The organism is Brachybacterium fresconis (assembly GCF_017876515.1).
Taxonomy (GTDB): Bacteria; Actinomycetota; Actinomycetes; order Actinomycetales; family Dermabacteraceae; genus Brachybacterium; species Brachybacterium fresconis.
The window spans coordinates 2178277-2192767 of record NZ_JAGIOC010000001.1; the positions used below are offsets into that span (position 1 = coordinate 2178277).

Below are 14491 nucleotides of genomic sequence, written 5' to 3' on the forward strand. Positions count from 1 at the left end.
GGCAGGGGGGATTTCAGGTCGGGTCGTCCGGAAGGACCGTGGAGGGGAAGGTCTTGCGCGGCGAGAGATGCGTTCGGTCGTAGACCCGGGTGAACGGGTCCGGCTCGAACTCCAGGGCGTCGGCGGACGCGCCGCCGGCCGTGGACGCCGCCTCCTCGGAGGAGACGGGGAAGAGCCTCTCGGCCCGGCGCTGCGCCTCTCCTTCGAGGAGGGCGTCGCGGAGCAGGCCTGCGGCCTTCTCCTCCTTGCCCTGGGCCAGGTTGTGGGCGAACCAGCGGTACTTGCGTGCGACCTCGACGGCATCGCCGTCGAGCACGACCTGGCCGCGCTCCATCCAGATCGCACGGGAGCACATGTTCTCGATCGTCTGGGCCGCATGGTTGACCAGGAAAACGGTGCCCGCCTTCTCCAGCAGCCGATCCATCGCCTTCTTCGATCGCTCCGCGAAGGTGGCGTCACCGGTCGCGAGCGCTTCATCGATCATGAGGATCGACGGATCCGCCGCCAGGGAGATGGCGAACTTCAGCCGCGACCCCATGCCCGAGGAGTAGGTCTTCATGGGGAGGTCGATCGCCTCGCCCAGGGCGGAGAGCTCGACCACGTTCTCGAAGACATCCTCCGCCTGGTCCGGGGTGAGACCCATGGCCAGCGCGCCGAGCTTCACGTTCTCGGCCCCCGTGAGCTCGGGGATCATGGCGGCACTCACGCCCAGCAGCACCGGGCGGGAGGTCGTCAGGACCGTTCCCGAGCTGGGCGACTCGAGACCGGCCAGGGTGCGCAGCAAGGTCGACTTCCCGGAGCCGTTGCGCCCGATGATGCCGATGAACTCTCCCGAGCGGGCCGCGAAGGAGACCCCCCGCAACGCCGCAACGCTCACCATCTGCTTGCGCTGGAGCTTGCCGCGGAGACCGGAGCGGGGAGTGCGGTCCGTGCGCAGGACCTTGTACCGCATCCGGACGTTGTCTGCGACGACCGTCACCGGCGAGTCCGCGGGCGCCTCCCACCGCTGGTCGTCGGCCGCGATGGCGTCGTCGATCCGGGCTGCGCTCTCGTCACTGTCCGCCGCCATAGCTCGCCTCCCCTCTCCAGAAGAAGAGGAACCCGAAGAGCAGGAAGCCGAAGGCCCAACCGCTGAGGATCAGCCAGGATTCCAGCGGCGGCACCCCGCCGTCCATGAGCACCTGCCGATACATCTTGATCATCTGATAGATCGGATTGGCCTGTACGACCGCATTCACCGTCGGGTTGTCCAGGAACCGCTCGATCGGGAAGATCACGCCGGAGCTGTACATCAGGAACCGCCCCACCACGGTCATGAACTGGCTGATGTCCGGGATCAGGAAGCCCAGGCGCGAAACGACGAGGTTGATGCCCAGATTCAGGACGAACTGGAGCACATAGATGGGGATGATCAGCAACCAGCTGATCCGCGGAAGCTCATGGGGCGGGATCAGCATGATCATCACCAGCACGACGCCGATCGTGTACTGCATCTGCAGCATGTCGCGCAGCTCCGCCGAGAGCGGCAGAGATGCCCGGGGGAAGGAGAAGGCTCGGATCATCGGTCTGCCGGACTGCAAGGTGCTCGTGCCCTGGCTGACGCTCCGCATGGTCGAGCGGAACATGAGGATGCCGATCACGACGTACGCCGCGAAGTTGTCCACGCCTCGGGACATGTTCAGGACGAGACCGAAGACCACGAAGTAGAGCGCAGCATCCAGCATCGGACGCAGAACGAGCCACACGCTGCCCAGATGGTTGCGACTGTTCTGCGTCGACACCCGGTGGCGAGCATCGGTCCAGATGAAATGCCGACGCTGCCACAGCTGCGCCAGGTACTCGCCGAGGTCAGGACGGACGCCGACGGGAGTGAGGCCCTCGGCCTGGAGCCCCCGCGCCTCGAGCCGGCTCATGACCTGCTGGGCGGCCTTGGGATCATTGGCCATCCGCGTCACCTCCTCCGCGACTGTTCAGGATCTGCTCGTACACCACGCGGTATCGTCTCACCTGTTCGGACCAGGAGCGCTTTCGCGCCATCGTCCGGCCCACCGCACTCTCCGCGACGGCGTCCCCGTCGTCCAGCAGGGCGTGGGAGATCGCACGTGCCAGATCCGCCGGCGATCCCGGTTCGACGAATCGTGCGCACGCCGTGCCCTGGTCCGTCGTGAGGACCTCGCGCAGCGCCGGAAGGTCCGAGACGATCAGCGGCCGGCCCAGGGCCAGCGCTTCGATCGGCTTCTGCGGCGTGACCAGCCGCGATACCGCGAGATCCTGCCGCGGAACGATGACCGTGTCGAGTGCTTCCACCCACCGGCGCGCGCTCTCGCGCGGCACTCGCCCGGGGAGGTGGACACGGTCGCTGATGCCGAGTTCCTCAGCCAGGGAGACCAGGCCGGGACGCGCCGTGCCGTCGCCGACGAGGACGACGTGGACCCTGTCGCGCATCTCCCACGGCACCGTCTCGTCCCCCGTGAGCACCGCCACAGCCCGCAGCAGGACGTCGAAGCCTTCGTACTCCACGAGCGCGCTGGCCGCGCCGACCAGAAAGGCGTCCTCGGGGACGCCCGCGCTCCGGTCCAGCCCGACGGATGTCCTGGCCGTCGCAGGGTCGACGCCGTCCTCGAAGAGCGAGTCGTCGACCCCGTTGGGGACCAGGGTGATCTCGCGGTCGTCCACGCCCCGTGCGACGAGCTCGTCGGCCATGGTGCGCGAGAGGGTGACGACCGCGTCGGCATCGCTCGCCAGTTCGGCCTCGCGAGCCGCGATCAGGGCGGCCTTCTCGGATTTCTCGGCCGAGCGGCGACCCTCCAGCGTGCTGTGCGAGGCCACCCAGGTCTGCTCCATCAGTCCCCGGACCTCGAGCACCCAGGGCAGTCCCCTCGCCCGCGCGACGGTCTGTGCGACCAGGGCGTTGAGATAGTTCGTCGTGGCGTGGAGGACATCGGGGCGGAACTCGTCCACGAGGCGCAGCGCCACGTCGATCTCGTGCTGCAGGCGCTCGCTCTGGGTCTGCGGCAGAGCGGCGGGCAACGACCGGAGGTAGCGGATCCCGTCGACGACGTCCTCGTCCCGGGCCGCGAGCATCCCGACCATCACCGGGTAGCCCGTGCGGGTCAGGGCGATCGAGTCGACGTCGCTCTCACGCAAAGCGGTCAGGATGCGGTGGCTGCGCAGGGAGTACCCGGATTGGGTGTGCGGCAGAGAATTGGTCAGCAGGTGCAGGGCCCGCAGGGGACGGCCGCCGGGGCCCTCGGGCCGCTCCTCCGGATCGGGTGAGCGGTCCGTCGGCATCCGGAAGCCCGGCTCGAGCAGCTGCAGCTCGCTGTGCAGGCGTCGGGCGTACCGAGATCCTCCCGCACCGGAGCTCTCGAGGATGTCGACGGCCCGGTGCAGATCGCCTCGCGCCCAGGCCGCGCGTGCTCTGGTCGTCGCCGGGGTGGCCGCCGAGAGCAGGTCGGGTCGGTCCAGCAGCACCGCGACCTCACCCGAGAGCCGCGAGAGCGCTCGTGCGTCCGCATCGTCGGCCTTGTCGAGGAGGGCTTCTGCGATGTCGTGCCGCCCGGCCATCAGCGAGCCGAGCGAGCCGAGCCCGGGGAAACGGCCCGAGAGCTGCTGGAGGGCCCGTCCCAGCCCGATCCGAAGGGAGAAGGGCAAGCGGCGGCTCACCTGGATCGCGAACAGGGCCGGGTCGTCGGCGAGATGCTGGAGTCCGGCCTGCAGGAGGAGCCGGACGTTCCGCGTCAGCTCGCGGCGCCTTCCCCCGGTCAGCTGCGGAGCCGGAGGTCGCCGATGATCCGTGTTCACCGGACCGAGGGTATCTGTCACGCTGACCGTCTCCCACCACAGGGCCGTGAGCCGCGTCGCGTCGACGCGACGCGAGGCCGGCGAGACGCTCCCGCGCTCGTCGGGCCCGACGCGTCCCGGACGCGGTCGGTCACGCAGCCGCGCTCCACAGCTGGGAGCGGACTCGTTCAAGGGCTCCGACGTGGTCCGGGAGCGCGTCGAGCAGGTAGGCCTTGTTCAGGTTGGACTCGTGCATCGCATTGCCGTCCCCGGCGCCGACCGCCTTCTCGATGTCCGCCATGGCATCGTGAGTGAACCACCGCTGCCAGGCCGTGCGCTCGTGGATCAGATGCTCCATCGACCCGGGCGAGGTCTGCCATGTTCGCATGCCCTGGACGCGACCCGATCTCTTGGAGTCCTCCGGGGACGCCTTGAAGTACCGGATGCTCTCCCACTCCGGGATGAGGGCGCGCGACATCGCTTTCTGCATCACCTTGTCGAGGCGCTGTTCCGGGGTCAGGTCGATCCCTGCTCGCACGAACACCGGGTTGAGCAGGAGGACGAAGGAGGCGGAGCTGAGCTGCGCGTTGATCCAGCGGCGGAACTTCGAGTGCATCTGAAACACGTTGAGCGCGGTCGCGTCCTCGTGGCCGAGTGAGCGGGTGAAGGCCTTCTGGTTCTCGATGAACTGCAGGGTCGAGACCCGGGATTCCGGGGTGTTCACCTTCCCGGCGAAGGCTCGCCCTACCCGGTCGACCGGATGCTCCATGGCGCGGGCCGCCTCGAGCATCTTCGGCGTCGAGTAGTAGATGCCGTGCATGACCTCGCCGTTCGCCCCGCCGATCGTCAGGCGGGAGCGGGCCGGTGGGCGGTTGATGGGAGCCTTGAGATTCCCGGGGGCGAAGTCTCCGTCCCACAGGAGCAGACCCTTGGTGAGGCGGTCCTCGATCGAGAAGTTCGAGACCCGACCGGGGTTGGGGTAGGTGACGCGGTGCGTGACGCCCCGTGCCTCCAGTGCACCGTCACGATCGATCGCCGCGAGGAGTTCTTCGGCGACGTCGACCTCCCCCTGCAGCGTCCCGACCGTCTGGAGCGACGCCGGTTTGCCGCCGGCGAGCCAGGCAGCGGCCGTCACGCGGGAGTCCTGGCCTCCGGAGAGGTGGACCGTCGGCGCCTGCACGGCGATGTCGCCGATGTTCGAGGTGAGGACGGCCATCGAGGCCGCGACCGCGTCGTAGTCCGGCTGCTGCTCCCGGTAGCCGTAGAACTCCTCGTCGGAGGCATAGCGTCGACGGGAGACCTCGTCACGGATGCCGACGGCGATGACCTCGGCCGGGCCGAGGCGGCGGACCTCGGCGACCGGGGAATGGTCCTCGGGCCAGAAGCCGACCTGGGCGAGCAGATCGGCGCCGTAGACGTCCACCTCCAGAGGGCGGGAGGAGAAGAGGGAGAGCATCCCGATGTGGTTACCCACCGCGACGAAGTCCTGGTTCTGGACGACATAGGCCCGCCCGAAGCCGAACACGTCGTTCCAGGCCTCGAGCCCGCCGTCGTCCCACAGCGAGGCCCCGAAGTATCCTGGCTGCACCGTCCGTCGCCCGCGGTCCTCCCGCAGAGCGGAGCGCGCCCAGCGTTCCCATCCCGATCCCGGGATCTCCTCCGTGTAGGAGACCGGGGGCTGCGAGAGCGAGAGCACGCCGTGCTCGTCGTGGAGCCACGTCGGGGCATTCCACGTGCCCTCGACGGCGCGGGCGTTGAGCACGGCTCTGCGATCGGTCACCTCGGTCGATGCGTTGGTGACGTCGTACGCCTCGCCCCCGAGACGGCACGCCTCGTCCCAGACCCGGGGAAGCAGCCGGCGGCCCCGATCGGAGATCGCAGCTACGGCGAGGGTGATGTTCACGATCGATCAAAGGCCTTTCGTGCGGTGTCGATACCCATGTTTCACAGGTACCGGTCAGGAACAGCGAACAGTCTGCCTGAACTGTGCGGCCAGGCGGTAACTCTGCCCCCGGTTTCCCGCGCCCTCACCGCTCGATCGCCCCGGCGACCCGCTCCCGCAGCTCGATGAACTCCGGCAGGCGGCGCATCTCCTCACCCAGGGTGCGGCCGGCCTGGGCGGACAGCGTGACGTCCTGGTCGAGCACCACCCGACCGGGGCGGGCGCTCATCACCAGCACGCGGTCGCCGAGGAACACGGCCTCGTCCACGTCGTGGGTGATGAAGAAGACGGTGCGGTGCTCGGTGCGCTGCAGCTGGAGCACGTCGGCCTGCAGGCGGGAACGGGTGATCGCGTCGAGGGCCCCGAAGGGCTCGTCCATGAGGATCACGTCGGTCTCGTTGGCCAGCACGCGGGCGATCTGCGCTCGCTGCTGCATGCCGCCGGAGAGCTCATAGGGGCGGGTGTCGCCGAAGTCCCCCAGTCCCACCATCTCGAGGTACTCCTGCGCCTTCTGGCGGCGCTGCTTCTTGCCCACCTTGCGGATCCGCATGCCCAGGGCCACGTTCTCGCGCACCGTGAACCAGGGGTAGAGGTTGGGCTGCTGGAACACCACGCCGCGCTCGGAGCCGGGGCCGGTGATCTTCTGGTCGCGGTAGCGGGCCGTGCCGCCGGTGGGGTCCAGGAAGCCGGCGATGATCTTCAGCAGGGTCGTCTTGCCGCAGCCGGAGGGGCCCACCACGCACACGAACTGGCCTTCGGGGATGTGCAGGTCGGTCTCGGCCAGGGCGTGGACCACGTCCCCGGAGTCGGTGATGTAGCGCTGGGAGATGGCCTCGAGGGAGACGACGGGCTCGCTGGCGGCGGGCCCGGTCGCGGAATCGGTCGCGGTCTCGGCCTGGGTGAGGTCGGGCGCCGAGCTGTCGGTCCCGGGGGGCTGCGGGGCGGGGCTGTCGGTCACGGGGCGACCTCCTCGATCGCGTCGGCGTAGGGCATCTGCTCGTACACCTCGTCCTCGGCGAGCGCGTCGATCTCGCGCTGCTGCTCGAGGAACTCTGCGGTGCCGGCGAACGCGGTGGAGAGCCCGTCTCCGCCGAAGAACTCCTCGCCGGCGAGCTCCTCGAGGGTGGGGAACTCGTAGCCGTCCAGGAGCTTGCTCGCCTCCTCGGGGCTGATGCCGAGCTGGACGCCGATGGAGACGGCGGCGGCCTCCGGATCATCGTTCATGATCCGATTGCCCTCGGCCTGCGCCAGGGTCCACATCCGCAGGAAGTCGGGGTTGTCCTCGATGAAGGCGGTGGTGCCGGCGATCAGGTCGAAGGTGGGGGCGCCCAGGCCGGCGCTGTCCTCGCTGGAGAGGATCGGGTGGCCGGTCTCGACCAGCTGGGTGAGGGTGGGCTCCCAGACCCAGGCGGCGTCGATCTCGTCGCGCTGCCAGGCGGCGAGGATCGCGTCGGTGGCGAGGTTGATGACGCGCACCTCGCCGGTGAGCCCCGCCTCCCCCAGCGCCGTCAGCAGCGAGTAGTGGGCGGTGGAGCCGAAGGGCACGGCGATCGTCTTGCCCGAGAGGTCCTCGAGCGTCTCGACGTCGGGGTCCTTGGCGATGAGGGACTCCGCGGCGCCGATGACGTCGCTGATCCAGATCACCTTGATGTCCTTGCTCAGCGGCGGGGAGGCGGACTTCACCGCGGGGCTCGAGCCCACCTGGGAGATGTCCACGGAGTCGGAGCCGAAGGCCTGGATCACGTCTCCCCCGGAGTTCATCTTCATCCAGGTGATGTCCGCATTCGGCATGCAGGTCTCGAGCAGTTCGAGGTCCTTGACCACCAGGTCCCCGTTGGGGATGGCCTGCCAGGCGATGCGGGCCGACGTGGTGATAGAGGGGTCGGGTTCGACGGGGCAGGGGACGGAGCCCTCGAAGTTGTCGGGGTGGCTGGTGCGGCCGGACTGCACGCATCCGCTCAGGGCCAGCACCAGGCCGAGCGTGGCGGCGGCCAGGCGCAGTGCGGCCGCGCGGGGCCGGGGTGCGCTGAGGTTCGTCGTGGGGCTCATGGCGCTCAGGCCTTTCCGTACCAGGGGGTCAGACGGTTCCCGACCAGTCGGATGCAGCCGTCGAGGGCGACCGCCACCAGCCCGATGACGATGATGCACGCGATCGTGAGGTCCGTGTTCAAGCGGGTGCCGGAGATGTAGGCGAGGCCGCCGATGCCGGGGATGCCGTTGTTCAGCTCGGCGGCGACCACGGTGGTCCAGGCGAAGCCGATGGCCAGGCGCACGCCGGAGAGGATCGAGGCGGTCGCGGCCGGCAGCACCACGAAGCGGCCGATCCCCGTCGGACCGGCGCCCATGGACCGGGCGGCAAGGACGTAGTCCTCGCGCACCCCGCGCACCCCGTCGATGGTGGCGATGACGATCGGCGGGAACGCCGCCAGGAACAGCAGCAGGTACTTCGAGGTGTCGCCGATGCCGACCCACACGATGATCAGCCCGATGTAGCCCAGCGGGGGCAGGGCGCGCAGGAAGTTCAGGTACGGGGCCAGCGCCGTGTTGGCCGGTTCCCACATGCTCATGAGGAAGCCCAGCAGGATGCCGCAGACGGCACCGAGGGCGACGCCCACGCCGATGCGCTGCAGGGAGGCGACCAGGTGCTCCCACAGATAGTAGTTCTGCACGCCGCAGACGGTGCGTCCGGTGCTCTCGTCGATGACCTGGCAGCGGTTCGCGTCGACGAACGCGCCGAGCACGGCCTGGGGGCTGGGCAGGTAGAGCGGGTCGACGAGCTTGATCGCGGTGATCAGCCACCACAGGGCGATCACGCCGACCAGCACCCCGGCCTGCAGCAGACGGGCGCGCATCCTGCGGCGGGAGCGGCCGCGGCGGGCGGCCTTCGCCACCCGGTGCGAATGCGCTCGGTCGTCCTCGGACCCGGGACCGGTCGCCGCAGAGGCAGGCTCGGTCGCCGTCGCGTCGTTGCTCATGGACCGCTTCCGTTCCTCGATCGTCTCGCCGGTGCGCAGGGTGGACAGTACCGCACCGGTCCCGGCCACCCCAGGGCTCGCCGGCGCGGCCTCCCCGAGTATCCGTCGACGGACAGCGCTTTCGCCCGCGCGGACCGCTGATCGTTACCTGATAGTTCTCTCCCAGGGAGCGGGCGGGATGCGCGGGCGAAGGATCAGGCGAGTACGGTCCCCCTCGACGACGACCACAATGCGCTCCACGCCACGGCACCCCGGTGTGCCCGCGACGGGGCGGCGAGGAGATCCCGCGTGTCCGCTCTGTTCGGCCTGTCCCTCATCGGCGCCTTCTGCCTGCTCGGGATGGCGGTGCGGCGGTGGATCCCCGCCTTCCGCACCAACATGGTCCCCGCCTTCGTGATCGCCGGGTTCCTCGGCGCGATCGCCATGAACGTCGGCCTCTCCGGGGTGCTCGAGGGCGTGGACAGCGACCTGTTCGCGCAGCTGACCGCGGTGCTGTTCACCCTGTCGTTCATCTCCATCGGCCTGACCCCGCCGCCGGCGTCGACCAAGACCGACGGCGGGAAGACCCAGAAGGTGCTGCTGCGCGGCGCGTGGGCGATGGGACTGACCTGGACCTTCGTCTTCGCCGTGCAAGCGCTCGTGGGGGTGGCCGTGGTCGCCACCACCGGGCGCTTCGGCGGCATGGACACGATCTACGGCTTCATGATCCCGTTCGCCTTCGCCCAGGGCCCCGGGCAGGCCGTCACCTTCGCCGGCATCTTCGAGCAGCAGGGCTGGGAGAACGCGGTCGACGTCGGCCTCGCCTTCGCCTCCGCCGGCTTCGCCGCCGCCTTGCTGGTGGGCATCCCCCTGGCCAAGTGGGGTATGAGCCGAGGGCTCGCCACCCACTCGATGGGCATCTCCGACTCCGTGAGCAAGGGCTACTTCCGCCAGGACGAGGAGACGGAGTCGATGGGCACCGAGACCACCTTCTCGGGCAACATCGACACCCTCACCGTCCACGCCGCCATGATGGGCGCGGCCTACGTCCTCGCGCACGGGCTGGCCTGGGTCTTCAGCCATCTCCCCGGATTCATCGGCGACACCATCAGCGGCATGATGTTCATGAACGGCCTGCTCGCCGCCTACTTCATCCGCTGGGTGATGCGGAAGCTGCAGGTCGAGCACCTGCTGGACCGCCAGATGCAGGCCAAGATCACCGGCGTCACCACCGACTACGTGGTGGTCGCCTCCTTCATGGCCGTCCAGGCCGCCGTGGTCGCCGCCTGGCTGGTGCCGATCCTCGCGGCCGTCGTGCTCGTCGTCGTGGTCACGGTGGCGCTGGTGTTCTTCCTCGGCCAGCGCTACGGCAGCGACCACGACTTCGAGCGCACCATGGGCATGTTCGGCACCCTGACCGGCACCACCCCGACGGGGCTGGCTCTGGTGCGGATCCTGGACCCGCGCATGCGCACCACCACCATGGCGGAGATGGGGCTGATGAACCTGCCCGAGATGCTCTACATCCCCGCCATGCTCACGATCTCCGCCGCGTTCGCCGGGGAGGTGGGGGTGCTCGGCGCCGTCGGCATCATGGCCGCACTGACGGCTGCGTACTTCGTGATCATGCTGATCACCCGCTGCTTCGGAAAGCGCACCTGGACACTGGGCGGGACGGGCGACCAGCCCGAGGAGGAGGAAGAGCGCTCCACCTTGGAGTCGGCGGTGGAGTGAGAGACGACCCCGGCACGTGCCGGGGCGGACCGAGCTGCTCGCCCACCGCCGCTCCTGCACTCGCGCTCAACCCGCTTTTCGCGTCCCTCGCGTCCCCGAGCTCTCGGCGACACACGCCAGGCCGTCGAAGCTCTCGAACGCCGGCTGCTCGAGGAAGTAGTCGGCCATCCTCATGCGGGTGAAGCGCGCAGCGTCGGTCACCGACGGAGCTGCCCTGCGCAGGTCGGCCAGCGTCCACGGGGCATCACCGGCGAAGGCGGACTCCACGCAGTCCGGCTCCGGCCCCGGCTGCGGGGATTGCTGGAACGGGAACGCCCCGGACCCATCCAGCGCCGCCCCGTCGGTGACGGTGGTCCGCCCTCCGCGGGCCGTGAGTCCGATCGACCGGTACTCATCGCCCAGGGCGGCTGCCAGGTGGTACCCCGCCGGGTAGAGCAGCTGGCCGTCCTCGGCGCGTTCCGGCGTCTTCTTGATGTGCCAGTTGTGGGCGGCGAGGACGATCTTGGCCGACGGGTCCGACTCGAGCAGCCGCAGCACCGACTCCGCCAGGTAGACGTCACGGAAGGTGGAGGCGTTCCCCATGTCTTCGCTGAGGAATGCCCGATGCACCTGGTCGAGGAGCCACGCACCGCGCAAATGATGCATGACCTCGGCGTGCTCGGCCTGCTGGCCGGTCGCATGGTGGTGGCTGGCCATCCGTTGTGACCGCGCCACCAGCTCGCTGAGTGCACCGGTCACCGCATCACGATCGTGCTCCGGGAGGGTCGCGTAGGCGGCCAGCGCCATGGTCGCAAGCGGCAGGTCGTAGTGCGCGACGAGCTCGATCGCGCGCTCCAGTGCCGCTGCGGATCCGGGGTCCAGCTCCCGCATATACGGCGCGACGCGCTCCAGGGCGGGCATGGGAGACCCGATCGAGCCGGGCAGATCCGTTCCGACGCAGTGCACCGCGAGTTCCTCGCGCGCATTCCGTGCCCGCATCCATCGGAGGGTCTCGTGCATCTCGGGCGCATCGCCCAGCGACATCGCGATCCCCTCGGAAGCGACTCGCTCGACGTCGCCGGGACCGCCGGCGACCCAGTCGGCGACGATCTCGGCCTCCGTGAAAGGAGCTTCGAGCGCGAGCATCGTGAAGCCGCGCCGCTCGACGAGGTATCGCAGCAGGCGGTGCCGGATCCGATAGAACTCCGAGATGTGGTGGGAACTCTCGCCGAGTGCCACCACCCGCGCGTCGCCGACGAGGTCGGCGACGGGCTCGAGCTCATCGAGGGGAGCGTCGGGATCGAGGTATCTCTGGGGTGCGCCGTGCTCGGCCAGCCACTCGGACAAGTGCATCGTGGCCCCGTTCGTCATCGGCCACCTCCTCATGATCGATTCCGACGAAAAGCCGGCTCCCGGTCGCGGCCACCGGCGGGTTCCGGCACCACGTAGGCGTACGCTGTATACGTAACGTACGTTATGGCAGATCAACCCGGAGGGTCAATGCCTCGACCGAAGTCCCACACCCTCACTGACGTCACCACGGCGGCGCTGACCGTGCTCGACCAGGACGGGTACGCCGCCCTGTCGATGCGCGCCGTCGCCCGGGAGCTCGGCGTGAGCCCCATGGCGCTGTACCGCTATGTCGCCGACCGCGACGAGCTGGAACGTCTGGTCGCCGACCGGATCCTGGAGCCACTCGTGCAAGAGGTGGATGCCGGGCCCTGGCAACACCGGATCGCCGTGCTCGCCGACCGCCTTCGTGCAGCGGCCGGAGCGCACCCCGAGGCCGTTCCCCTGCTGCTTCGGCACCGACACGACACCCTGAACTCCGTGCGTTGGATCGAGACGATGCTCGCCGTCCTCGCCGAGGCGGGTTTCCACAGCGCTGGCCGCGTCCTGGCGCAGCGGGCGATCGTGCATCATGTTCTCGGTGCCATCCAGGCTCAACAGCTGAGCCCGTTGGACGGCGCGGGAACCGCGTCGCTGGCCGAGCTGCCGCCTGCAGAGTTCCCGCACCTGGCCGCGACAGCGAGCATCGCCCGCGGGATGGACCCGGACGACGAGTTCCACCGGGGACTGGCGAGTCTCTTGGAGGGCTTGCGCCGGGAAGCGGGATCGCCGACGACCCCGCCCCCTGCATGAGATGGATGGCGCACCTCGCCGTGCTGGCTCTGGTGGCCGACCGCGGGTGCCCCCTGACTCAGGTGCTCCGCAGCTGGGCACGCCCGAGGTCGCTCAGCTCGGTGATCGAGCGCGACCCCTTGGGGAAGAGCGACCCCGTCATCACCCGGTGCAGGCCGGGGAGCTTCATCGCCCGGAATCCCCAGCGCCGAAGCAGGAGGGTCCGGGTCGATCTCGGCAGGAACACCTCGATCACCCGGTCGCGGGCCGCGTCCTGGATACCCGTCGCGACCGGTCGCCACCGCCGCTCGTACTCCGCCAGGGCCTCCGGCACCAGGGCGCCCGTCGCGAGCATCTCCGTCAACAGGTGTGCTCCGGCGATCCCCAGCGACGCGCCCTGTCCGGCGACCAGCGAGACCGCATACGCCGCGTCGCCCACCAGGGCCACGCGGGAGTCGGTCCAACGCGGCATGAGGATCTGGGCGACCTGGTCGTAGTACATCTCGCGCGAGGGTGGGCATCGGGACAGGACGCGGTCCGCGAGCTCACCGAGGCCGGCGAACTCTCCGCGCACCTCCTCGCGAGCATCGTCCGGTGCGCGCTCTGCGTCGGTCCTGTGCACCGTGAAGGCGGCGACCCGACCCTCGCCGAGCCCATAGAGACCCAGCTGGCGGTCGAGCGACTCCGTGAGCACGAACTGTCCGCGGACCTGCTCGAAGACCTCCTGGTCCTCGACCACGAACGCGCTGGTGTGCATCCCCAGGTCACGCAAGTAGTCCGACTCCGGACCGAACACCTGGGAGCGGATGCGCGAGTGGATGCCGTCGGCGCCGACGATCAGATCGACCTCGATCACCGTGCCGTCCGAGAGCACCGCGGCGTCGTCGATGATCTGTTCGACGCTGAGCCCGTAACGCAAGTCCACCCCGGCGCCGAGCGCCTCCCGCAGCAGCTCCTCCAGCGCCGGGCGCATGATGCTCACGATCTGCCCCTCGAGAGCTTTCACGAAGATCTCGTAGTCGAGGCTGACCGTCGTGCGCCCCCGGTCATCGATGTACCGGAACTCGCGCACCGGGCTCGCCAGTCGCCGCAGCTGCGGCTCCAGTCCCATGGCCGTGACGGCGTCGAACCCGGGGCCGGAGAAGTCGATCATGTAGCCGTGGCGGCGCGGCCCGGGGGCGCGTTCGACGAGGGTGACGTCCCAGCCGTGGTGGTTCAGGCGTCCGGCGAGGGCCAGGCCCGCGATGCCGGCGCCGCAGATCAGGGCTTTCATGCGTGCCCGCCGTCCCGGTCGGGGTGGATGATCCCGCGCAGCAGCGCGAGGGCATCGTCGGTCGGGAGCTCGGGGTCCAGGCCTTTCTGGAGGGCGATGCCGTCCAGGGCGGCGAGGGTCACCAGGGCCGTCGCGCCGGGAGCGGGGTTCCCGGCTCGAGCCAGGGCCGATTCCAGCGCGCTGCGGAAGCGTGCCAGTTCCGCGACCAGCTGCTCGTTCAGCACGGGATCGCGGGTGGCGGCGAGGTAGGTCTCGACCACCAGGAGCGAGGTGGCGTCGGCGCCGTCGAAGTGGTCGAGCAGGGACAGGAGCTCCTCCGTCGGATCCCTCTGTTCGCTGAGCTGCGCGCCGGCCTCCTCGAGGAGCCGGCTCACACGCGACATCGCCGCCTGCCGCAGCAGCGCCTGGACGGACTCGAAATGGTAGTGCACCAGGCCCGAGCGGATCCCGGCGTGGTCGGCGAGACGCCGCGTGGTCACAGCGTTCCAGCCGTGCTCGGCGATCAGTTCGGCGGCAGCCTCCAGCAGCCGGGCGCGGGCCGCCCGGCCGCGCTCGGTGCTGGTCGACGGCGGCGCATCCATGGATTGGGCGTTCGCATTGGTCATACGCCCAATATGAGTGCGTGCGACTCACCTCGTCAAGGGACCGGACCCCCTTTCCCCTCCGCGCCGAGGGCCGCCCCTCGTGACGCGCGGCTCCGGGATC

The 14491-nt window shown here is 69.6% G+C and carries 12 protein-coding genes; 2 read left to right on the forward strand and 10 right to left on the reverse strand.

All coding sequences use genetic code 11. The features are described from left to right. Positions 1-13 precede the first annotated feature (13 nt). The 7 genes from JOF44_RS09865 to JOF44_RS09895 all read right to left on the reverse strand — a co-directional run bounded on the left by JOF44_RS09865 (position 14) and on the right by JOF44_RS09895 (position 8700). The gene (locus JOF44_RS09865; RefSeq protein ID WP_209890400.1) at positions 14-1069 is read right to left on the reverse strand and encodes an ABC transporter ATP-binding protein; all 1056 of its coding nucleotides are present in this window, start codon (positions 1067-1069) and stop codon (positions 14-16) included. Further along, complete coding sequence (locus JOF44_RS09870) at positions 1053-1946, reverse strand: ABC transporter permease (protein ID WP_209890403.1); 894 nt, start codon at positions 1944-1946, stop codon at positions 1053-1055. The genes JOF44_RS09865 and JOF44_RS09870 overlap by 17 nt, the downstream gene beginning before the upstream one ends. Next, complete coding sequence (locus JOF44_RS09875; protein WP_209890405.1) at positions 1936-3804, reverse strand: glycosyltransferase family 4 protein; 1869 nt, start codon at positions 3802-3804, stop codon at positions 1936-1938. The genes JOF44_RS09870 and JOF44_RS09875 overlap by 11 nt, the downstream gene beginning before the upstream one ends. 130 nt (positions 3805-3934) lie before the next feature. After that, positions 3935-5686 carry a hypothetical protein gene (locus JOF44_RS09880; RefSeq protein WP_209890408.1) on the reverse strand — a complete coding sequence of 584 codons (1752 nt, stop codon included), beginning with the start codon at positions 5684-5686 and terminating at the stop codon, positions 3935-3937. Positions 5687-5810: 124 nt separating this feature from the next. Then, positions 5811-6683 carry an ABC transporter ATP-binding protein gene (locus JOF44_RS09885; RefSeq protein ID WP_209890411.1) on the reverse strand — a complete coding sequence of 291 codons (873 nt, stop codon included), beginning with the start codon at positions 6681-6683 and terminating at the stop codon, positions 5811-5813. Next, complete coding sequence (locus JOF44_RS09890) at positions 6680-7774, reverse strand: taurine ABC transporter substrate-binding protein (RefSeq protein ID WP_209890414.1); 1095 nt, start codon at positions 7772-7774, stop codon at positions 6680-6682. Before JOF44_RS09890 ends, JOF44_RS09885 begins: the two co-directional genes overlap by 4 nt. Positions 7775-7779: 5 nt before the next feature. Next, positions 7780-8700: an ABC transporter permease gene (locus JOF44_RS09895; protein WP_209890417.1), complete on the reverse strand. Its 921-nt coding sequence runs from the start codon at positions 8698-8700 to the stop codon at positions 7780-7782. A 288-nt stretch (positions 8701-8988) separates the two neighbouring features. On the opposite strand from JOF44_RS09895, the gene JOF44_RS09900 reads away from it, so the two are divergent. Next, positions 8989-10413 carry a sodium/glutamate symporter family protein gene (locus tag JOF44_RS09900; protein ID WP_209890420.1) on the forward strand — a complete coding sequence of 475 codons (1425 nt, stop codon included), beginning with the start codon at positions 8989-8991 and terminating at the stop codon, positions 10411-10413. Positions 10414-10479: 66 nt separating this feature from the next. Here the strand turns inward: JOF44_RS09900 and JOF44_RS09905 are convergent, their stop codons facing one another. Continuing rightward, on the reverse strand, positions 10480-11763 hold the full coding sequence (locus JOF44_RS09905) for an erythromycin esterase family protein (protein ID WP_209890423.1): 1284 nt from the start codon (positions 11761-11763) through the stop codon (positions 10480-10482). Positions 11764-11892: 129 nt separating this feature from the next. Here JOF44_RS09905 and JOF44_RS09910 point away from each other — a divergent pair, with 129 nt between their 5' ends. Then, positions 11893-12534 (forward strand): TetR/AcrR family transcriptional regulator, encoded by a 642-nt coding sequence (locus tag JOF44_RS09910; protein WP_209890425.1) that lies wholly within the window; start codon positions 11893-11895, stop codon positions 12532-12534. A gap of 58 nt (positions 12535-12592) precedes the next feature. On the opposite strand, the gene JOF44_RS09915 is transcribed toward JOF44_RS09910, so the two are convergent. Together JOF44_RS09915 and JOF44_RS09920 are read right to left on the reverse strand one after the other, a co-directional pair. Continuing rightward, complete coding sequence (locus JOF44_RS09915; RefSeq protein ID WP_209890429.1) at positions 12593-13786, reverse strand: FAD-dependent monooxygenase; 1194 nt, start codon at positions 13784-13786, stop codon at positions 12593-12595. Then, the gene (locus JOF44_RS09920; RefSeq protein WP_209890432.1) at positions 13783-14391 is read right to left on the reverse strand and encodes a TetR/AcrR family transcriptional regulator; all 609 of its coding nucleotides are present in this window, start codon (positions 14389-14391) and stop codon (positions 13783-13785) included. Before JOF44_RS09920 ends, JOF44_RS09915 begins: the two co-directional genes overlap by 4 nt. Between the last annotated feature and the right edge of the window lie 100 nt (positions 14392-14491).